Annotated in this window: 22 protein-coding genes; 14 read left to right on the top strand and 8 right to left on the bottom strand. The window is 55.3% G+C overall.

From position 1 onward, the window contains the following. Positions 1-111 precede the first annotated feature (111 nt). Positions 112-1,464, top strand: a complete 1,353-nt coding sequence (locus tag NUH19_RS07265; RefSeq protein WP_262315887.1) for an FAD-dependent oxidoreductase — start codon at positions 112-114, stop codon at positions 1,462-1,464. Positions 1,465-1,474: 10 nt separating this feature from the next. Further along, positions 1,475-2,113: an LVIS_2131 family protein gene (locus tag NUH19_RS07260; RefSeq protein WP_262315886.1), complete on the top strand. Its 639-nt coding sequence runs from the start codon at positions 1,475-1,477 to the stop codon at positions 2,111-2,113. A 45-nt stretch (positions 2,114-2,158) separates the two neighbouring features. On the opposite strand, the gene NUH19_RS07255 is transcribed toward NUH19_RS07260, so the two are convergent. Then, the gene (locus tag NUH19_RS07255; protein ID WP_262315885.1) at positions 2,159-2,458 is read right to left on the bottom strand and encodes a hypothetical protein; all 300 of its coding nucleotides are present in this window, start codon (positions 2,456-2,458) and stop codon (positions 2,159-2,161) included. 422 nt (positions 2,459-2,880) lie between these two features. Here NUH19_RS07255 and NUH19_RS07250 point away from each other — a divergent pair, with 422 nt between their 5' ends. From NUH19_RS07250 to NUH19_RS07235, 4 genes are all read left to right on the top strand, one after another. Beyond that, positions 2,881-3,087 (top strand): LBP_cg2779 family protein, encoded by a 207-nt coding sequence (locus NUH19_RS07250; RefSeq protein WP_262315884.1) that lies wholly within the window; start codon positions 2,881-2,883, stop codon positions 3,085-3,087. A gap of 117 nt (positions 3,088-3,204) precedes the next feature. Beyond that, positions 3,205-4,320: a lactate oxidase gene (locus NUH19_RS07245; RefSeq protein WP_262315883.1), complete on the top strand. Its 1,116-nt coding sequence runs from the start codon at positions 3,205-3,207 to the stop codon at positions 4,318-4,320. Between the two features lie 159 nt (positions 4,321-4,479). Next, positions 4,480-4,950: a flavodoxin domain-containing protein gene (locus NUH19_RS07240; RefSeq protein WP_262315882.1), complete on the top strand. Its 471-nt coding sequence runs from the start codon at positions 4,480-4,482 to the stop codon at positions 4,948-4,950. A gap of 249 nt (positions 4,951-5,199) precedes the next feature. Next, the gene (locus tag NUH19_RS07235; protein WP_262315881.1) at positions 5,200-5,430 is read left to right on the top strand and encodes a hypothetical protein; all 231 of its coding nucleotides are present in this window, start codon (positions 5,200-5,202) and stop codon (positions 5,428-5,430) included. Between the two features lie 105 nt (positions 5,431-5,535). Here the strand turns inward: NUH19_RS07235 and NUH19_RS07230 are convergent, their stop codons facing one another. The 4 genes from NUH19_RS07230 to NUH19_RS07215 all read right to left on the bottom strand — a co-directional run bounded on the left by NUH19_RS07230 (position 5,536) and on the right by NUH19_RS07215 (position 8,658). Further along, positions 5,536-6,198 carry a type 1 glutamine amidotransferase gene (locus NUH19_RS07230; RefSeq protein WP_262315880.1) on the bottom strand — a complete coding sequence of 221 codons (663 nt, stop codon included), beginning with the start codon at positions 6,196-6,198 and terminating at the stop codon, positions 5,536-5,538. Between the two features lie 165 nt (positions 6,199-6,363). Then, positions 6,364-6,951, bottom strand: coding sequence for an SGNH/GDSL hydrolase family protein (locus NUH19_RS07225; protein WP_262315879.1), 588 nt, complete (start codon positions 6,949-6,951; stop codon positions 6,364-6,366). A 93-nt stretch (positions 6,952-7,044) separates the two neighbouring features. Continuing rightward, entirely contained in the window at positions 7,045-7,665 is a 621-nt protein-coding gene (locus NUH19_RS07220; protein ID WP_262315878.1) for a hypothetical protein, read from the bottom strand. Positions 7,666-7,818: 153 nt separating this feature from the next. After that, positions 7,819-8,658 (bottom strand): sugar phosphate isomerase/epimerase family protein, encoded by an 840-nt coding sequence (locus NUH19_RS07215; RefSeq protein ID WP_262315877.1) that lies wholly within the window; start codon positions 8,656-8,658, stop codon positions 7,819-7,821. Between the two features lie 207 nt (positions 8,659-8,865). Between NUH19_RS07215 and NUH19_RS07210 the strand changes: the two genes are divergently transcribed. The 6 genes from NUH19_RS07210 (at position 8,866) to NUH19_RS07185 (ending at position 15,497) form a co-directional block, all read left to right on the top strand. Beyond that, entirely contained in the window at positions 8,866-9,906 is a 1,041-nt protein-coding gene (locus NUH19_RS07210; RefSeq protein WP_262315876.1) for a Gfo/Idh/MocA family protein, read from the top strand. A 310-nt stretch (positions 9,907-10,216) separates the two neighbouring features. Then, positions 10,217-11,074 carry an AraC family transcriptional regulator gene (locus NUH19_RS07205; protein ID WP_262315875.1) on the top strand — a complete coding sequence of 286 codons (858 nt, stop codon included), beginning with the start codon at positions 10,217-10,219 and terminating at the stop codon, positions 11,072-11,074. A 115-nt stretch (positions 11,075-11,189) separates the two neighbouring features. Further along, a complete protein-coding gene (locus tag NUH19_RS07200) occupies positions 11,190-12,755 on the top strand; it encodes a type 2 periplasmic-binding domain-containing protein (protein WP_262315874.1) in 1,566 nt (521 codons plus the stop codon). 204 nt (positions 12,756-12,959) lie between these two features. Further along, positions 12,960-13,919 (top strand): ABC transporter permease, encoded by a 960-nt coding sequence (locus NUH19_RS07195; protein WP_262315873.1) that lies wholly within the window; start codon positions 12,960-12,962, stop codon positions 13,917-13,919. 11 nt (positions 13,920-13,930) lie between these two features. Beyond that, complete coding sequence (locus NUH19_RS07190) at positions 13,931-14,836, top strand: carbohydrate ABC transporter permease (protein ID WP_262315872.1); 906 nt, start codon at positions 13,931-13,933, stop codon at positions 14,834-14,836. Positions 14,837-14,870: 34 nt separating this feature from the next. Continuing rightward, positions 14,871-15,497 carry a YesL family protein gene (locus NUH19_RS07185; protein WP_262315871.1) on the top strand — a complete coding sequence of 209 codons (627 nt, stop codon included), beginning with the start codon at positions 14,871-14,873 and terminating at the stop codon, positions 15,495-15,497. Between the two features lie 76 nt (positions 15,498-15,573). On the opposite strand, the gene NUH19_RS07180 is transcribed toward NUH19_RS07185, so the two are convergent. The 3 genes from NUH19_RS07180 to NUH19_RS07170 all read right to left on the bottom strand — a co-directional run bounded on the left by NUH19_RS07180 (position 15,574) and on the right by NUH19_RS07170 (position 17,974). Continuing rightward, the gene (locus NUH19_RS07180) at positions 15,574-16,260 is read right to left on the bottom strand and encodes a glycerophosphodiester phosphodiesterase (RefSeq protein WP_262315870.1); all 687 of its coding nucleotides are present in this window, start codon (positions 16,258-16,260) and stop codon (positions 15,574-15,576) included. A gap of 26 nt (positions 16,261-16,286) precedes the next feature. Next, entirely contained in the window at positions 16,287-17,108 is an 822-nt protein-coding gene (locus NUH19_RS07175; RefSeq protein WP_262315869.1) for a MurR/RpiR family transcriptional regulator, read from the bottom strand. Positions 17,109-17,275: 167 nt separating this feature from the next. After that, entirely contained in the window at positions 17,276-17,974 is a 699-nt protein-coding gene (locus NUH19_RS07170; protein WP_262315868.1) for an N-acetylmannosamine-6-phosphate 2-epimerase, read from the bottom strand. Positions 17,975-18,453: 479 nt separating this feature from the next. Between NUH19_RS07170 and NUH19_RS07165 the strand changes: the two genes are divergently transcribed. Both NUH19_RS07165 and NUH19_RS07160 read left to right on the top strand, forming a co-directional pair. Further along, complete coding sequence (locus tag NUH19_RS07165; RefSeq protein WP_262315867.1) at positions 18,454-19,335, top strand: carbohydrate ABC transporter permease; 882 nt, start codon at positions 18,454-18,456, stop codon at positions 19,333-19,335. Between the two features lie 14 nt (positions 19,336-19,349). After that, a complete protein-coding gene (locus NUH19_RS07160) occupies positions 19,350-20,237 on the top strand; it encodes a carbohydrate ABC transporter permease (RefSeq protein WP_262315866.1) in 888 nt (295 codons plus the stop codon). Position 20,238 lies beyond the last annotated feature (1 nt).

Here is a 20,238-nt window from a genome sequence, read left to right as displayed (position 1 = left end):
GGCGAGCTGTCACCGTGGGAAAAATGGCCGGCAGCGGCGGCTTCTGATTTGGCCAAACTTGTGGCATAATGTATACGGCCTACTATCACACTAACGGAGGAAGCGGCATTCATGAAAATTGCTGTCGTCGGCTGCACCCACGCGGGGACTGCGGCTGTTCACGAGATCCTGGCAAAGCAGCCGGACGCCCAAGTCGATATTTTTGAACGTCGCGCGGACATCAGCTTTTTGTCCTGCGGCATCGCCCTGTACCTCGAGGGCATGGTTCCCAAGCTTGAATCGATGTTCTACGATTCCCCCGCCGGCTTGGAGTCGCTGGGGCCGAACGTTCACGTGCATCTGCGCCACGACGTCACGGCGCTGGACGCGCGGTTCCACCGCTTCGAGGTCCAAAACATGGCCACCGGCGAGTCCTTCACCCAGGACTACGACAAGCTGATCGTCACCACCGGCTCGTACCCGGTGGTGCCGCCGCTTCAGGGCATCAGCCTGCCGCGCATCCTGATGTGCAAGAACGCAGACGACGCCAAGGCGATTAAGGAAACCGCCAAGGACGCGGAGACCATCGCCATCGTCGGCGGCGGCTACATCGGCGTCGAGCTGGCCGAGGCATACAGCCGCACCGGTCACCACGTGCTGTTCATCAACGGCGTTCACCGGCTGCTCAGCCACTACGTCGATGCGCCGATCGGGGATTTGATCGAGGCCGAGCTCAACGCGCATGGCGTCGACACGCACCTCAACGAGATTGCGCTGCAGTTCGACTCCGACGAGTCCCACGCCTACATTCGCACGGACAAAACGGAACACACCGCCGATTTTGCGGTGGTGTGCGTCGGGTTTCAGCCGATGACCGAGCTGGTCGACGGCCAGGTGAAGACCAACGCGGATGGCTCGATTCACGTCAACGACTACATGCAGACCTCGGATCCCGACATTTACGCCGCCGGGGATGCCGTAGCGGTGCATTTTAACCCCACGGGCAAGGACGCCTACGCGCCGCTGGCCACCAACGCGGTGCGGCAGGGCAAGCTCGCCGGCATCAACGTGCTGGGCAACCGCGTGAAGTACATGGGGACCCAGTCGACCAGCGCGATGCGCGTGTACAACCACACGCTGGCCTGCACCGGCCTGACCCTGGACCACGCGCTGAAGCTGAAGCTGCCGGCCGCCGCGGTCACCTTGAAGGAGAACTACCGACCGGAGTTCATGCCGACCACCGCGCCGATCACGATGCGGCTGGTTTACAACACCGAGACCCGCGGTATCTTGGGGGCCCAGCTTTACAGCAAGTACGACATCGTGCAGTCGGCCAACCTGCTGTCGGTGATGATTCAAAACCGCAACACGATCGACGACTTGGCCTACGTGGACATGCTGTTCAATCCGCATTACAACAAGCCGTGGAACTACCTGAACCTGCTGGGCCAAGCCGCCGTCGCGCAGGCAGACCAAGCGCAATAGGAGGACTATTATGTGGAACCTGATCGGGGTCGCGGCCTGGGTGCTTGTGATCTGCTACCTGATTTTCATCGTGCTGAACATTCGCCACCGCCACCTGCGCATGCTGGTGCTGCACCGCAAGAACCGCGCCGGGCTCACGCTTTTGGTCGACCTGATCGAGGTGGTCGTGCTGGCCGCCGCCGTCTACGGCATGAGCTGGGTGACCTGGCTGCGGCCGGTTGACTACACCGACACCGCCAGCATCCGGCTGCATTACACCTACCACAAGCTGATCATCCAGCCGGACGCGACGCGCTCTTACTACGTGACGGTCAAAACGGGCACCGGCGCCGATGCCGCCGCGGTGCGTTACTACACCTACTGGACGGAAGGCGCCAAAACCGAGATCACCAGCCGCAACGCCGACATCGCCAGCGCGACCAACGCGCTGACGCTCAAGGCCTCCGCCTACCCGTGGGACACCACGGCCCTGGCCGCCCTGGACCGCACGGCGGAAAAGGCCTGGGTGGCGTCGCTGCGAGCCACCTACAAGAGCACATTCCTGAACGGCCTGGGCATGCACATCGGCCACCAGGCGCAGCGCTTCGACCTGATTCGCGTTCCCAACGAAACCGTGATCAAGGTCCTGCCGCTGGGCGAAGACGAGTAATTCAAAAAAGCACGGGCTCCCACATTGGGGGTCCGTGCTTTTGCGTCAGCCGACCAGCACCGCGTGGTCGACGTTGAGGATGTAATGGACGGCGTCGGCCAGCTGCCGCTCCGAAAAGAAGTGGATGTCCTGATGCTCGCCGAGGTTATCGATTTCGATCACCGGCTCGAAGCCGCCGAAGCCGCGCAGCTCGCGGCGCAGCCAGGCGTCCCACACGGCGGTGGTCAGCCCGTTGTTGTTGGCGAGGTTGCGCCGGATGATCACGTTCTTGTTCTCGAAGCGCCGCACCCGCAGCTTGGTGTGCTGGGCCGCGGCCAGGTCGTTGAGGTAGGCAAAATGATCCATGGCTAATCCCTCCCTAGTCTCATGCTCTAAGTCTATTATACAAACAAATGTTCGCTTACGCAAGTTTAGTGGCAAAGATTTGTGAGGTGGCGGCCGCTGGCGGTCAAATCTGGCTCCGACTCGCAACGCGGTGGCGGCTTGCTACGCCGCGTCACCCGGTGCCAGGCCCGGGCCCCAAGCGCCACGGCTCGGCAAGCCGTCCCGCTAAATTCGCTCGTCTCCGCCCTCTGATAAACGGGTTCCGGCTCGCAACGCAAACGCGTTTAGCTCGCGCTGGCGGTTGAAGCAAGGACCGCTTCAACCGCCAGCGCCACACTAACCGGTTCGCTAAGTTCGCTCGTCTCCGCCCTCTGCAAATAAACTGCTCTTTTGGCTCAAAGTTCGGTATACTAAAGGGGATACAAATCGAGGAGGTTACAACCGTGAGTGAGAAGGAACAAGTAAGTGCGTTCTCTCAGGAGATCATCGCGTTTCAGCGAAAGAACAATCTGACTGATACTGAAATGGCGCTCAATAGTCACGTGTCCGTCGAGCACATCCACAACATCAAGGCAATGCGCGAGGCACCGGAACCGTCGATCGTGGCGAGTCTCCGCGATTACATGGAACACAAGCCAACAGGCAAGTAGACAAGGTTGAGTCGCAGGCAGCGACTCTTTTTTCTTACAAAAAATCAGTGAATCGGCTTTACTTATCTTTAGTAAGTGATAAGATAGACCTCGTAAACAACTTTGGGAGGGATTCTTATGACAATTGTGAATGGTTATGAACAAAGCGACAACGAGCGACCGCTGAAGATTGTGAACCTGCCGGCGCTTGAAAAAGACGCGCAAAAGATTATTCCCAAGGGTGGTTTCGGCTACATCGTGGGTGGCGCCGAGGACGACTGGACGCTGCGCCAGAACACGCAGGCGTTCACCCACGCCCAGATTGTGCCCAAGGCGCTGTCCAACATTGAGCAGCCATCGACTGCGACCTCAGTGTTCGGCATCGACCTGAAGACGCCGATCATGATGGCGCCGGTGGCCGCCCAGGGCCTCGCCCATGCCAAGGGCGAGGTCGACACGGCCCAAGGCGTCGCGGCGGTCGGCGGCCTGATGAGCCAAAGCACGTACAGCTCGACGTCCATTGCGGACACCGCGGCGGCCGGCCACGGCGCCCCGCAGTTCTTCCAGCTGTACATGAGCAAGGACTGGACCTTTAACTACGCCCTGCTGGACGAGGCGAAAAAGGCCGGCGTGAAGGCCATCATCCTGACGGTCGACGCGACCGTCGACGGCTACCGCGAGGCCGACATTGTGAACGACTTCCAGTTCCCGATTCCGATGGCCAACCTCGAGAAGTTCTCCGAAGGCGCCGGCAAGGGCCAGGGCATCGGCGAGATTTACGCCGCCGCCGCCCAGAAAATCGGGCCGGATGACGTGCGGCGCATCGCGGCTCACACGGATCTGCCGGTGATTGTCAAGGGAATCGAGTCCGTCGAAGACGCCCTTTTGGCCATCGGGGCCGGCGCGGCCGGCATCTACGTCTCCAACCACGGCGGTCGCCAGCTCAACGGCGGCCCGGCCTCGTTCGACGTGCTGCCGGCCATTGCCAAGGCGGTCAACCACCGGGTACCGATCATCTTCGACTCCGGCGTTCGCCGCGGCAGCCACGTCTTCAAGGCCCTGGCCGCCGGCGCCGACCTGGTCGCCATCGGCCGGCCTGCCGTGTACGGCCTGGCGTTGGGTGGGGCCCAGGGGGTTCAAAGCGTGTTTGAGGCGCTGAACCACGAGCTTGAAATCACCATGCAGCTGGCCGGCACCAAGACCATCGCCGACGTCAAGCAGGCGCCGCTCACCCACTTTAATTACGCAGACTAACGCGTGGTTTCCCCGCCCGAGATTATTTCCCGGGAAATCACGCGGCCAGCGCGGCGCGTCCCTGTGACGCGCCGCGTTTTTGGCCGGGTCAGGCAATCGACTCGTGAAAGCTTTTACATCCAGGCCCGGCCTAGTATAATGAAGGCAGAGGTGAACGCGATGAAAGTGTTGATTTTGTACGCATCGATCACGGGCAATGCCAAGGGCATGGCGCGGATTCTGGATCAGTTCTTCAAACACGCCGGCGCCGAGACCACCGTCGGCACCATGCAGCAAACCGACGCGGCGACGCTGAACGACTACGACGCGATTGTGCTGTCGACCTACACGTGGTCCGGCGGCACCATTCCTGAGGAGTCCGAGGACTTCTACGCCGATTTGGAGAAAGTCGACTTTAGCCAAGGCCCCTTGGTGTTCGGGGTGGTCGGCACCGGCGATCCGTTCTACGGCGCGGATTACAACACGGCGCCGGACCTGTTCACGGCGGCCCTGCGAGCCAGCGGCGCCGTGCGAGGGGCAACCACCGTCAAAATCGAGCAAAACGCGACGGAAGGCGACATGCCGGCGTTCGCCCAGTTCACCAAGTCGGTGGTGGCCAAGATCAAGGACGTGCAGGCGGCTAAGTCGTGAGCCGGCGACCGGCCGCTTCGTTCGAGGTGCGGCCGGTTGCATTGCCCCGGTTGCGCTCGGGGTGTGGCCGGCTGGGCTGAGTCGCGGGTGGCGCGACCGACCACTCGGTGACGCCGCGGCCGTTAACCGCGGCTGGCCGCCGAGTGCCGCCGGCTGCCTGAGCCGTTGGATGGTGCGGTCAGCCGTCTGGTGACGCCGCCATGACTGGTTGCGTCGGTGCTTTGAGTCAGCAGGAAGGGAGCGAGCATTATGGATGAGATCATTTACTTTAACCCAGGCGATGCGGTGGCGCAGGATCACGATTTTGCGGCGGCGCGACGCAGCGCGGAGATTTTCAAGGCCAAGTCGGTCAAGGACTTGGGCCTGGTGGTCGGTAAGGACGACGACGGCAAGTTCGCCGTCTTCTACGAAGGCGCGGCCCAGGACCCGCACCCCGGCACCGAGCCGGCCACACGTTACACGATTCTGGCGCATCTGTGAGCTTCGCCACCGGTGCGACAACGCACAGGTCCAAAATAGGACCCCTCGCAGCACAGTCTTGTGCGGTGAGGGGTCCCTTTTTTGCGTGGCCTGTTGTGTGGCCTGTTACGCCACAACCTTGGCGCGTTGGGCCAAAATCAGCTGGGTGATGCCCTTGGCGATGTTCTCGTTGCGCAAAAGCGGCCCGTGAGCGTAGCTGCCGAAAGTGTTCTTGTAGCGCATGCCCTCGACGCCGTCGTCCGGGTTGTTGCCGTAACCCTTGACCATTTTGCCCAGCGGCTGCAGCTTGTCGGCGTCGTCGAAGTAGGTGCGGCCGCTATGGTTCTCAAAAGCGCGAACGGTGCCGAATTCGGTCTCGAACTCGGTGTCGCCGATCATCCGGGCGTCGGCCTTGAACACGGTGTGAAGCGGCAAAATGCTCAGCCCCGGAATCTTGGTGCCGCTTGAGGTCATGTAGTAGCTGCCGAGCAGCTGGTAGCCGCCGCAGATGGCCAGCATCGGTTTGCCGGCCTCGATGTAGTCGCGCAGGGTGTCGCGCAGCCGCGGCAGGTCCTTGGCGACCACCGTCTGCTCGTAGTCCTGGCCGCCGCCGAAGAACACGAAGTCGTACTGCATCGCGTCGAAGTCGGCGCCGAGGCTGATGTTGTCGACGGTCACCGGGTAACCGGCGCGGTTGAGCCAGTAGCGCAGGATTTTCACATCGCCGCTGTCGCCGTACGTGTTCATCAGGTCTTCATATAGGTACGCGATTCGAATCGTGTCTGCCATGTCAGTCTCCCTTTCCGTGCGTGGATTATGCCTGATTCTAACACAGAATGGAAGAAAAAACAGCAGACCGGCTCAGGCGAGGTAACCAAAAACGGCGGCCACGCGGGGCCGCCGTTGAAAACGTACAAAATGGTACACGAAGCGGGGACGGCTGCGGCTCGCCGCTTACAGGTACTGCCGCAAAAAGGCGGCGGTGTGAGCGGCGACTCGGCGGTTGCCCTCGGCGCTGAGGTGCAGCCGGTCCGGCCCCTTGAAGTAGTTGGGGTCCTGCAAGGCGAAGTGGTAAAGGTCGTTGATGGCGACGCCGTGCGTCTGCATGATCGGCAGCGCGGCGGCGTTGTAGGCTCGCACCACCGCGTCGTCGTAGGTGATGTCGATGTCGATGCCGGTGTTGTCGGCGGCGTGGCCGGTGTAACGCACCGGCAGGGTGGTGGCGAACACCAGGTGCTTGGTGTGTTGGCCGAGGAACTCCGCCAGCCGGGTCAAGAAGTAGCGGTACTCGGGCAGCGGGTGCAGCCGCTCCAGCATCGGCGGCTCCGGGTTCATGTCCCAGTAGCCGTTGTTCCAGTGAATCACATCGACGTCGCCGTATTCGTGCAGCAGCTGGTTGGCCTGCCACAGCGTGAAGGTGGTGTCTCGTCCGTTTTCCGGGGAGAAAAGGGTCTCGGCCACCGGGGCGAGTTCGCGGCGCAGGTCTTCTTGATAGCCCATGCGCATCGAATCGCCCAGCAGCAGGACGCGGGGTTTGGTCATGTCGTGCCTCCTATGTTGTGAGCCGCACAGCAGACGCGACGTGACCGTCGTGACCTAGGCGAGCCGGGAAAGGCGCCGCAAGTCGGGTCTTGGCTACTGTGCGAGCATTTTGACCAGCACTTTCTGGGTCACGGTGCGGTGCTTGGACGCCGCAGAGAAGAACATGACCTGGTTGGTGAGGCCGTACTTTTTGAACAGCGGCAGCTTGCCGGCGTAGACGCCGGTCGCCTTGCCGTTTTTGAAAATCAGCTTGGTGCGGTACTTGGCCACTTGGGCCTTGCTCAGCGGCAGGGTCGCCACGCTGCCCTGCTTTTGATAGTTGCGGTAAATTTTGGGCTGCACCACGGCCAGATCGATTTCGCTGGCGGCGATGCCGTCGACCAGCCGCTGCATCGCGGCGGAGCTTTGGGAAATGGTGTCCCAGGTGACCACCAAGTTATCCTTGTCCTTGTCGTAGGTGACCCACTTTTCCACCTGCTTCTTGACGCCGGGCTGGGCGTCGTCGTTGGCCACGTTGACGAACACGCCGATGTTGAAGGCCTGACCCTTGGCCGTCACCTGCGTGTAGACGAAGTAGCCGGCCAAGACCACGGCGACGGCGATGGCCGCGGCCGCCTTCCAGTAGTAGCCGGCCAGGTACCGGAACTTCTCCTCCCGGGAGATGTCCGAGTGCAAAACGTTTTTGAGTTGATTGTGAACTTCGTATTTAGGCATGTCGCGCTTCCGATCTATCTGGATTTGTCAGCGAGTAGCAACTGCTTCCAAAGCCATGTTACCACGAAAGCGTGGCGGCCGCGCGGTGAAGCTGGGGGGTGTCACCCCACCGGTAGGATATGCGGCACCGGTGGGGATGCGCGGCACCGGTCGCTAAAGCGCCTGAATCCGCCGCAGCGCGTTGGCGGTGTCGTCGATGGCCTGATCGGCGCAGTAGCGGTAAGGGGGCACTTCGGCGGTGACAGCGCCGGTGTAGCCGATGTCTCGCAGCGCCGCCATCACCGCCGGCCAGTTCACGTCGCCGGCCAAAAGCGGCACGAAGCCCTGGATGTTGCCGATGCTTGTGCGGAAGTCCTTCACGTGGACCTTCAGCACCAGCTCGGCCAAAACGTGCAACCACTGCTCGGGGAAGCCGCACTGCAGCACGTTGCCGACGTCGAAATACGCACCGATGGCCGGGTGGTTGAGCTCGGTGATGAACCGCCGCATGGCCAGCGGCGTCATCAGGAAGTTGTTCCACACGTTTTCCACCCCGACGGCCACGCCGGTGCCGCTGGCGTAGTCGCCAATCGCCGTAAGCGAGGCCTGGGCCCGGTCGTAGGCGGCTTGGTAGTCCGTGGCGGCGTCAATCACCGCCGGCACAATCAACACCGTGTCGCCGCCGACCGCCTGAGCCGCGTCGATCATGCGCTTGGCCACCGCGATACCCCGGGCCCGAACCGCCGCGTCCGGACTGCTCAAAACGGCCTGCCAGTGCAGCCCGGTCGAGACGCTCGACACCGCCAGTCCCGCGTCGCGACTCAGCGCGGCCATCTGAGCCAGCGCCGCGTCGCTGACCGCCTCCGTCAACAGCCCCAGCGCCTGGGCCTGGGGCGTCGCCGCCACCATGTCCAGCTCCAGGTGGTCGTACCCGGCCGCCTTGGCCCGGGTGAAAATCGTCGCCAGCGGCATGTCGGTCGGGGCACAGCCCGTGTTTAGTCCAATGGTTACCATGTTAGTCCTCCTTGTTCGGGTCTGGTTCGGGGATGCGGCGCCAGGACTTAGCCGCATCCGTCACGCCCATTATGGACGCTCAACGAGCCGGTGTAAGCGTATGCGCAACGGTGTGGCCGATATCAGACATTTCCTAGCCGATTGCGGCATTTTGCAAGCGCTTTTGCGGGTATTCTACAGGTATTCCAGACTCGAAGGAGGATTATTATGACGATTAAAGTGGGACTGGTCGGCCTGGGCTTCATGGGTAACGGCCACCTGAGGAACTACCTGCGCCTGCAAGAAGAAGGCGTGGATGTGAAGCTGGTTGCGATTTGCGACGTGGATCCCAAGAAGCGCAAGGGGGCCCTGGTCGCCGGCAATCTGCCGGTCGGCGTGGCCGGCGACGTCGACTTTTCGCAGTTCAATTTTTACGCCGACATGGCCGACATGATTGCGCATGAAGACCTCGATTACGTCGACCTCGTCACCCCGACTTACACCCACAGCCCATTAGCGGTTCAGGCGATGCGCCTCGGCGTCAACGTGCTGAGCGAAAAACCGATGGCGATCTCAAGCGCCGACTGCGCCAAAATGATTGCGGCGGCCGAGGAAACGGGCAAAAAGGTGATGGTCGCGCAGTGTCTACGCTTCCATCCGGCCTACGCTTACGTCAAAGAGGCGGTTGACTCCGGCCACTACGGCAGCGTTGTCAACGCATCGTTTTATCGCGGTGGCACGACCCCGCGGTGGTCCTGGAACAACTGGATGATGCAAAAGGAGCTGGCCGGCGGCTGCCTGCTGGACCAGCACATTCACGACGTCGACACGATTAACTGGCTGTTCGGCATTCCGGCCAAGGTCGCGACCAGCGGCCAAAACGTGATTGAAACCAGTGGCTACGATGCCGTCAGCACCAACTACATCTACCCGACCGGCGGCGTGATTCAGGCCTCGGACAACTGGACCATCAACTCCGACGACTACGGCTTCGAGATGCGCTTCCGCGTCGACTTCGAGCACGGGTCCATCCGCTACGAGAACGGCAAGGTGACCGATTTTCCGTACGGCGCCGCCAGCTTCGAGCCGGCGCTTGACGAAAACGATGGCTACTACAACGAGATCCGCTTCTTCATCGACTGCGTCCAAAACGACCGCGACCCGCAGGAGCGGCTGCCGCTGAGTTCGACCATGACAACCATCCAGATCGCCGAGGCCGAGGTTCGCTCGGCGGATGACGGTGGTGCGGTGGCGGCCGTGACACTGTAGCCTTCTCTTGACGCAGGTATTCATCACATGCGGTTTGAAGCGTCGGATGACTCAATCAGAGTCATCCGACTTTTTTTTGCAGTAAGCATGCCTACTTTTTGAGGTGTAAAGGACTGACTGAGCGGTTTCGAACAGAGAAATTACAAATCATCTCTAATAAGTGGGATGAGATTCTCTGTGACAAGTTTTGAACCTAAAAGGTCATGAACTGAGAGTTTAGACTCAATCTTTGCATATATAGTGAATACGAAATGAAGCGATTACAACAGATGACGTGTCAACTTAACAATGAATCGAAGGTGGTTTGTATATGTCAAGCTACGTTGAAATTCCCGGGCTAGATCCCAGTTTTCCAGTTAAGGTCTTTGATGGCACAGGCGATTCAGCAATCGCTCCGCATTGGCATATTGAGATTGAGATTATTTATGCGCTGAGCGGAGTTGTACCGTTGGGACTTGAATCTGGAGTGGTTGAAATCGCGAATGGTGAATTCTATATCATTTCATCAGCCGTCTCACATTATTTTTTGCCTGCCAAGAAGTCGAAACGATTAGTATTCTGGATACATCCAAGTCTCTTTGCTTCTCCACAAACTGGTTACTCATTTGCAGCAGTTACAGATGTCTTTGCAACACGAAATTCGTATAGCGTGAACTGGTCAGCTGTAGAGGCACAGAAATTTCGACTGATTCTTGATCGTCTCAGAGATGCACAAACCCAGTCCGCTGACCGCCTGATTCTCTTTTCGAACTATATTCAACTATTTGAGTGCCTAGTCGTAGGAGCTCCAACTGATTACAGCGTCTCTAATGCCGCAAAAGTTAGAGATGCGACTGAGTCACTCGCTTTGGTTCAAGAGGCGATGCAATATATACAGGCACATTACGCAGAAAATGTCACACTACGTCAAGTATCAAATGCAGCAGGGTACTCTGCTGAGTATTTCTCTCGGCGATTTAAGCAGACAACAGGTTTAACTTTTACCCGGTATTTGACGATGTATCGGGTTAATATGGCTAAGTATCTGTTGAGCTGTTCTTCTCAGGCAATCGATGTGGTAGCAATGCGAGCAGGTTTTTCCAGTTTGCAAACTTTTTATCGAGTTTTTAGGCAAGAAACCGGATACCCGCCCCTCAAGTTTCGAAGACTAAAAATTGAGAATAAATGAGCTGATTTCGAGATTTTAACATGACAGTTAGAAGTTATAGTAAGCGCATACAGAAGAAACCGCGGGAATTTAAATTCTGTAGGCGTGAACAGAGAATACTGCTGGAGGGGACAAAATGAATCGAAAAATCATGTTTTGTGCAGCAGCACTTGGAGTACTTGTCTTAGCCGGGTGTGGAAAGAGTAGCCAGAACGAGAAAACTGGTGACAAAAACACTTTTACAATTTTAACCGCGCGAAATCAGGACTGGGGCGACGCTTTTCAAAAAGGGTTCGTGGCTAAGGCCGCGAAGAAGGCAGGAATTAAGCTCAAGTGGGATGTGGTCATAGGGTCTGACTGGGGAGATAAAAAATCTGTCACATTGTCTTCCGGTAAACTTCCAGATGCCTTTTTGGGACATGCAACGTTAACTGATCAAGATGTCGAGAAGAACAAAGCCGCCTTTGTTGTTCTTGATGATTATATCAAGGACATGCCAAATCTTCAAAAAGCCTTTAAGGAAGATCCGACGTTAAAGGCAATGTGTACCTCGACCGATGGACACATCTACTCATTGCCTAATAAGTTGGCGCCACGTCCTCTGGTCGGGAATCAAATCTTCATTAATAAAAAATGGATTGATAAACTCGGAATGAAGATGCCAACCACTTATAAGGAGTTTATTGAGGTACTGCGGGCCTTCCGTGATGGAGATCCAAATGGTAACGGTAAAAAGGATGAAATCCCGTATGGCGGTGGGTCTTCAGGTATGTCTTCCGAGATTCTTTTGAATTTTGTGCTTCCATTCAAGATTTTCTCTCCGTTTGGTGGCGGCATTGCCGATAACATTGTGATGGACAATGACAAACCGATTTTTCAGGCCACAACGGATCGCTATAAGGCGGCTATTGAGGCAATGCACAGTGCATATAAAGAGGGGCTGATTGATCCTCAATTCTTTACTGCAGACGGCGCTCAAGTAACCGCGAAAAAGCAGAGCAAAACACCAATTTATGGTGCGGCAGTTATGTGGACAGCAGATGCTGAATTTGGGGTTAATGCTGATCAATACGAGGCACTACCACCATTGGTTGGCGAAGATGGCGGACGATACGTAAACTCGGATCCAACTCGGCTGAATTATAATCGAAATGAGTTAGTTGTCACCAAAGGTACAACGAAAAAGAACATTAAAAAGTTGATGAAGTGGGCAGACGCGTTCTATACAAACGATGCCACGGCCCAAACCATGTATGGTTCATTTGGTGTTGGGACAAAGAAACTTGCGAACGGCGATATTCAGGTTCTACAACCGAAGACCGGCTCCTCAGATATGTTTGCATGGAAAAATGCGCTTCGAGATAACGGAATGAAGTACATGCAACCAGATTTCGAGAAGCGACTGGTATTCGACAAGGCAAATAGTGATTACGCCAAACTTTCAATTGATAAAAAGTATCGTAAATACGCGCTTCCTGGTTTTCCTAATGTTATGTATACCCCTGAGGAATTAAAGACTTCCGCCAAACTGACAACTGATATTAATACGTTTGTGACGCAGAAGCGAGCGCAATGGATCACTAAGGGTGGCGTTGAAAAAGATTGGAATAACTACAAAAAACAGCTCAATGCAATGGGACTTTCCGAGTTTATGAAGATTCAAAATGCGGCGTATGCGCGGTGGCAAGATAACCTGAAGTAACCTTAAAAAATTGTAATATTCGGAATGAATTTCTGGACGCGTAATGCTTCCGTATTGCCAGAGGCTGTATGTGAATCGAGTTTCTTGGTCGTTTCCTTGCAGATTATGGTAATGGCGGAGGCATTATTTGTCTGAAATAGGGTTAGTTATTACTAGAATTTGCGGCCGTATGCTGGGTTGTGTGGCGAAAAAGGAGGAAGTCTAATGGATGTCAGAACGGAGATATCGACCAATATTCCCACTAGTAGGGATCTACGAACACGGGAAATCAGAAGGAAGTTCAAAACAAGCTTACCCCTATACGTACTACTGCTGCCTTCACTTATTCTGCTTGTCATATTTGCCTATTTTCCAATTTATGGCCTGATAATGGCCTTTCAAGACTATTCACCGATTCTAGGAATCTCTGGTAGTCCGTTTGTCGGGCTGGACAATTTCAAACAGTACTTCAACTCATATCAATTTCTGCTTACGATTAAAAATACTCTAGTACTGAGCGTATATAGCCTGATTGTCAACACTCCATTGCCGGTTGCACTCGCTATTATGTGTAACCAGATTCGTCGTGAAGGATTCAAGAAGGTTTTCCAGGTAGTGACATATCTCCCACACTTCATCAGTACAATGGTCATGTGCGGGATGATTTTGCTGTTCTTGTCTCCACAGACGGGACTCCTTGCAAATTTTCTTCACCTTTTTGGGGTGAAGCTTCCCGACATTATGTCTAACGCCAGCAACTTCGCACATGTTTATGTGTGGAGTGACGTTTGGCAGCATGTGGGTTGGAACAGTATTATCTATATCGCGGCGCTTTCTGCAATTGATCCGACGTACTATGAAGCCGCAACGATGGACGGTGCGACGGTCTGGCAGAAAATCGTTCGAATTGACTTGCCACTAATTCTGCCTACCATGATGATTCTACTGATTATGAGTGTGGGCAACCTCTTGAATGTCGGCTTTGAGAAAGTCTTACTCCTCCAAAACTCCTTGAATTTGTCTCATAGCGAGATTATTTCGACATATGTATATAAGATCGGTCTTCAGGATTCGCAATACAGTCTTTCGACAGCTATCGGTCTCTTCAACACGCTAATTAACGGGACGCTCTTGATTGCCGTCAACTGGCTGTCCAAGAAATTGACGAACACAGGTCTGTTTTAGGAGGACGTGCCATGTTTAAAAAAAGAAAATCTGCAGTGGTCCGTTTATCAAAACGTGATCAAGTGTTCAAAGTTGCGATATACATTTTGGCCATTCTTATGATTGTAGCGGTTCTTTACCCGATGTGGTTTGTTCTCATTGCATCCTTCAGCAATCCTTCTGACGTTGCTAACGGGGAGGTATTTCTATGGCCTACACGCTGGACATTAAAAGGATACAAGACGCTGTTTGATCGCGATACGATTTGGCGGAGCTACTTTAACACGATTGTGTATACAATTCTCGGCACAGCCTTTTCCCTTATCGTCAATCTTCCAGCGGGGTATGCACTATCCCGGAAGGACTTACTCGGGAAGAAATGGCTCTCGATTCTCTATGTAATTCCGATGTTTGTCGGCGGTGGCCTCATTCCAACGTACATGGTTGTCAAAAATGTCGGATTGCTGAACAACTTTTGGGTGATGATTATTCCATTCTCTGTTTCTTCGTACAACATCATTGTGGCTAGAACTTTCTTCAAACAAAGTATGCCGGAAGGTCTATGGGAGGCTGCGCAGATAGATGGCGCCGGCACGTTTAGGTACTTTTTCGAAATGGTGATTCCCTTATCCAAGGCAATCATCGCTGTTCTGGGACTTTGGACAGCGGTCGGCATCTGGAACCAATGGTTTAACGCTTTGATTTATTTGCAAGATGAGAAGTTACAGCCCCTTCAGCTGATCCTGCGACAAATTCTGATTACCAATCAGCAGATTTCGGCGAATTCGACCGGTCAATTAGGAGCAGAACTGCAACAGCTAGCCGAAATGATGAAGTATGCCTCTATCGTGGTTTCGACGCTTCCGATTATGTTGCTATATCCATTTCTTCAGAAGTACTTTAACAAGGGAGTAATGCTCGGTTCTCTGAAGGAATAACTGCGGCCAAATTCATTTGCCAGGGGGATATGAGATGCAACGCCTGTTAGGCTACAATAGTAAGACAATTCGAGTCTTGGAAAACTTAACGAATTTACTCATCATAAATCTACTTGTCTTGATCGCAAGCGTCCCTATCGTCACGATTTCTGCTGGTCAAATCGCAGGGGCCAATGTTGCTCAGTATTGCCGCCGTGAGCGGGGAGGTCATGTGTTCTCACTTTTCTGGCATTACTTTCGAAGCAATGCGCGGCAAGCAGTGGTTCCGTCTATTCTTCAGGTAATAGGTGTAGTTGCGTTAATGGGCAGCGTTGCCAGCATGGCAATCGTACCCATCATGGTGCGGCCGTTGTATCTGGTCACACTGTGCATAGGTATTCCGGGACTGTTTGCCCTGTGTCAATGCGCTTGTTTGTACCAGGCAAGGTATCAGGGTAACGTTAAGCAAATATGGCGTAATGCGTTGGTGATTTTAGTCCAACACCCGGCTGCGGCGCTACTTCTGCTCCTTGTGAATGGATTACCTGTCTACCTAGTTCTCATGGCTGGCGTTCCAGGCGTTGTGACTGTTTTGTTCGGTTATACTTTCGGTGCGGCCGGTGCGGCGGCATGGTTGACGGGGATCATTTATCAAAAGGTCTATCGAAAATTAGAGTCTTAGCCAGTTTAATTCAATGTACATCAAAGGCCCGGTTCAAATGAATCGGGCCTTTGATGTATTCTCGAGCAAGAATAGATTATCTGGATTCGAGTCGCAGAATTTCCTGGGCCTCCTCGAAGTGGTTGGTGATTAGCCCGGTGACATTCGGCAGGAGGCTGAGCCGGCGCATCTGCCACGGGTCATCGATGGTCCAGACGCGCTGCGGTAAGTCGAGGTCGTCAAAGTAGCGGTCGGGGTGCAGCACGTCGGTCAGCGGACCGATGGTGCCCCAGCTCGGCAGCACCGTGCCTTCCGTCAAGAAGCAGCGCTGCATCTGCGGCGCAATCGCGTGAATGGCGACCAGGCTGTCCGGGTTGAACGAGCAGTAGACGGTTCGCGCCGCGACGCCGTACTGCTCGACTAGTGCCTGCACTTGGGCTTCCAGGCCTTCGTAGCGGTAGCGGGTGGTTTTGAACTCGATGTCCAAAAGCGCCGAGGAATCGGCGACGGCCGCCAGAAAGGCCTTGAACGTCGGAATCGGCTCACCGTTGGCCAAGTGGAACTCGCGCAGCTGCGCCAGGGTGTAGTCCTTGATGGCACCGTGGCCCGAGCTGGTGCGATCGATCCACTCGTCGTGCATGATTACCAGCTCGCCATCGGCGGTGCGGTGAACGTCGGTTTCGACGCCGTCGATGCCGTGGCTTACGGCGTAGCGGAACCCGGCCAGACTGTTTTCAGGAAAACGGGCGGGATACCCGCGGTGACCGAAAATCTGGATTGACATGATTGCCTCCTGAATGATTGACGTTGTTACAGCGATTTGGGTTCATGCACCGCCTCGATGGTCAGGCGCATGTTTTCAGAGTATTGGGGATCCTCGAGCAGGTAAACCGACAGCACATCGACGACGTAAAGTAGGGAGAATTGCGTGTTGATGAATGACTCGTTGTCCAAAAACAGGGAGTTGTAGACCAACACGGTGTAGTCGCTGAGCTCGGTCAAGGGACTTTGAGAGAAGCTGGTGAATGACACGATCTGAACGTGGTTTTTCCGCGCAATCTTGACGCTTTGGATGATCTCAGGGGTGTTCCCCGAGTTAGAAATACTGATGATTAAGTCGTCTTGACCCAGCAGCGCGGTGGCGATGCGCATTGCGTCGCCGTCCGTGCAGGCGAAGGCGACGATGCCCATTCGTGACAGGCGCGACTGCAGTTCCAGGGCGGTGAGCCCCGAGCTGCCGATGCCGAAGACGTAGACGCGCTTGGCGTTGGCAATTAGCGAGGTGACGTGCAAAATGACGGATTCGTCGACGGAGCTGATGGTGTGTTGCACCACTTTTTTATAGAACTCGTTGACCTGCGTCAGGGTGGTGTGGCTGGGATCTTTCTGCTTCGCCGCATCGCCATTGGCGGTCGACACGGCCAGCTTGATCTTGAAATCGGCGTAGTTGGCACACTTCATTTTTTTGCAGAAGCGGGTGACTGAGGCGATGGACGAGTGAGCGCGAGCGGCTAGGTCCGTGATGGTCATGGATTGAACGAGCTTCGGATTGTGGATGATGAACATGGCAATCGTGCGTTCCTTCGGTGCAAACGAATTGTAGCTCTTTTCGATCTCTTCAAGGATGTTCAATGGTGGCCCTCTTTTCCTCTTATGGTGTAGAAGTTTCCGAGTGGTGTGGAAGTTTCCGAGCTGCCGGTGGTCCGGCACGAACTTGGTAAATCAGTTGTCAGCTTATCATACCACCTTGAACGCTCCCACGGGCTCACAAACGCCTGGCGTCCTTGATCCGCGGGGGTCTAGGCCTCCTGCTTGAGGGTCTCAATCTGTTTGACGAAGCGCTCGGCGATTTGCTGGGGCCGGGTGATGGCGCCGCCGACGACGACCGAGTAGGCGCCGAGCGACAGCACCAGCTTGGCCTTCTCCGGCGTGTCGATGTTACCCTCCGCGATGACCGGGGTGTGAACCGTGTTGAGCACGTCTCGCAGGTAGGCGAAGTCGTGGTCGGCGATGTTTTGGCCGCGGGTGTAATCCGTGTAGCCACGCAGCGTGGTGCCGATAAAGTCAAAACCGAGGTGCTCGGCGTTGATGGCCTCCTCTAGCGTCGAGGTGTCGGCCATGAGCAAAACGTCTGGATACTTGTCACGCGTGTAGGCGACAAGCTGCGCCAGGCTTTGTTTGGGGCGGGGCTGCGTCGTGGCGTCCATAGCGATGATCGGCACGTGGCAGGCCGCCAGCGCGTCTACTTCCCTCGCGGTGGCGGTGATGTACACCTTGGAGCCCGGGTAGTCACGCTTGATAATGCCGATGATTGGCAGCGCCACGACCTGTTGAATCGCCTGGATGTCCGTAACGGTGTTCGCCCGGATGCCTACCGCCTTGGCCTGCTTGGCCGCGATCGCCATCCTTGCCATGATTTCCGATCCGAATAGGGGTTCGCTGGCCAATGCCTGGCAAGAAACAATCAGCCCGCGATGAATCGACGTCATCACACTCATTTTGTATTCTCCTTTAGCTGCAACATTTGACTAAAACATAGCACTTGACAAAAATTATTTCAACTAGAAAAATTTGGCAAAAATTACCGCGTATCCGGCACACAGATTTGCCGCAAAAATGTGACTTGGTACCCAATCCAGTCACTTTTCGGGAAGACTAGCGTAGTAATTCTCGCCAGCTCTTTGGCGGATTGAAAAAAATGTAACATGATTGAAGACGAATTAACGCCGAATTAAGGGCATTTGTAAAACCGAATACGTGACAAATCACAAAAAAAGAAACTTCGGGTCTTCGGTTTGGCCGGCTTTCCTTGCGGCTTCTGGCACCGCGTCTGTTTTTAACACTACGAAAAAATATTTTCTAAAATAAACGGTTGAAATAATTTTTTTCGTCTGCTAACATGATGGCGAACCGTGAGTAAGCGCTTCACTTTCGCGCGGATTGGACGACTATCAGAATGAACGAGGAGGAGGAGTTTATGAGAGGCAAGAACTCAGCTAAGTATTTCTACCTGTTTATTTCGCCCTGGCTGATCGGCTTCTTTATTTTCACGGTAGGGCCGATGCTCTACTCGCTTTACATGTCCTTCACGAATTACAACGGGATTGGCACCGCCACCTTTGTCGGGCTGGATAACTACAAGGCCCTGATGCACGACCCGCTGTTTTGGAAGGCGCTGTGGAACACCTTGATCTACACGGTCTTCGGGGTGCCTTTGGGCTTGATTGTCGGGTACCTCCTGGCCTACCTGCTGAATGCCAAGGTCCACTTCATGAAGCTGTTTCGCACCATCTTCTACATACCGTCGCTGGTGCCGGCGGTGGCCAGTTCGCTGCTCTGGGTGCTGATTTTCCAGCCGGACTTCGGGATTGCCAACTCGATTCTCGAGTTCTTCCATCTACCGACTTCCACCTGGCTGCTGAGCGAGACGATGGTGAAGCCGGCGTTGATCATCATGAGCCTCTGGGGTGCCGGCGGCGGGATGATCATCTACCTGGCCGGGCTTCAGCAGGTTCCCGAGGCGCTGTACGAGGCGGCCGAGCTGGATGGCGCAAGCAAGCTTCGTCAGTTCTTCACCGTCACTATTCCGATGACCTCGAACGTGATCTTCTTCAACCTGATCATGGGTTTGATCGGCTCGTTCCAGATCTTCACGACGGCCTACATCGTCGGGAACGGGCAGGGTGGTCCGAATAATTCCGCGCTGTTCTACGTGGTTTACCTTTACCAAAACGCCTTCTCGTTCTTCAAGATGGGTTACGCGTCGGCGCTGGCATGGGTGTTGTTCGTCATCATCTTGATCGTGACCCTGATTCAGTTCAAGGTTGTGGGCAAGCATGTGTACTACGAGGTTGACTGAGAGGAGGTCGTGTCGTGGAAAGTACCGTTAATCATGTTAAATCGGAACACGTGGCGAAGCTGCACAGCAAAAAGCACACCGCCCGTGTGACCAAAATTGTGACCTACGCGCTGCTGGTCTTGCTCTCGGTTGTCTTCTTGTTCCCGTTCATCTGGATGGTTTTCGCCGCACTGAAGCCGGAAAACGAAATCATGGCCTTCCCGCCAAGCGTCTTCCCCAAGGTCTGGGACTTCAAGAACTTCGGCGAGGTCTTCAAGCTGATTGAGTTCGCCACCTTCTATAAGAACACGGTGTTCGTCACCGTGCTTGGGGTCATCGGGACGGTCTGCTCGTCGACCCTGGTCGCTTACGGCTTTGCGCGACTGGAGGCCAAGGGCAAAAACGTCTGGTTCGTCCTGCTGCTGGCGACGATGATGCTGCCGACGCAGGTAACCATGATTCCAGTGTATCTGATCTACTCGAACCTGAACCTGGTCAACACCTTCGTGCCGCTGGTGCTGGGTTCGTACTTCGGTAATGCGTACTACATCTTCTTGATGCGTCAGTTCTTCCTCACCATTCCGCGTGAGCTTGAGGAATCGGCGTACCTCGACGGGGCTGGGGTGTTCGGCATCTTTTGGCACATTATGGTGCCGCTTTCTAGACCGTCGATTATCACTGTCACGCTGTTATCATTTATGGGCTTTTGGAACGACTTCATGACGCCTTTGATCTACTTGAACGACACCAGCAAGTACACGCTGGCACTCGGGATTATGCAGCTGAAGGGGAGTCTGAACGTCACTTGGGGGCCGCTGATGGCGGCGAGCCTGATGGTGATCGTTCCAGTTATCATCGTGTTCTTTATTGGTCAGAAGTACTTTATTGAGGGTATTGCAACCACCGGGAGTACCGGTAAGTAAA

This window comes from Lacticaseibacillus parakribbianus, from assembly GCF_025490915.1.
Taxonomy (GTDB): domain Bacteria; phylum Bacillota; class Bacilli; order Lactobacillales; family Lactobacillaceae; genus Lacticaseibacillus; species Lacticaseibacillus parakribbianus.
This window is presented reverse-complemented; position numbering and strand designations above follow the sequence as displayed.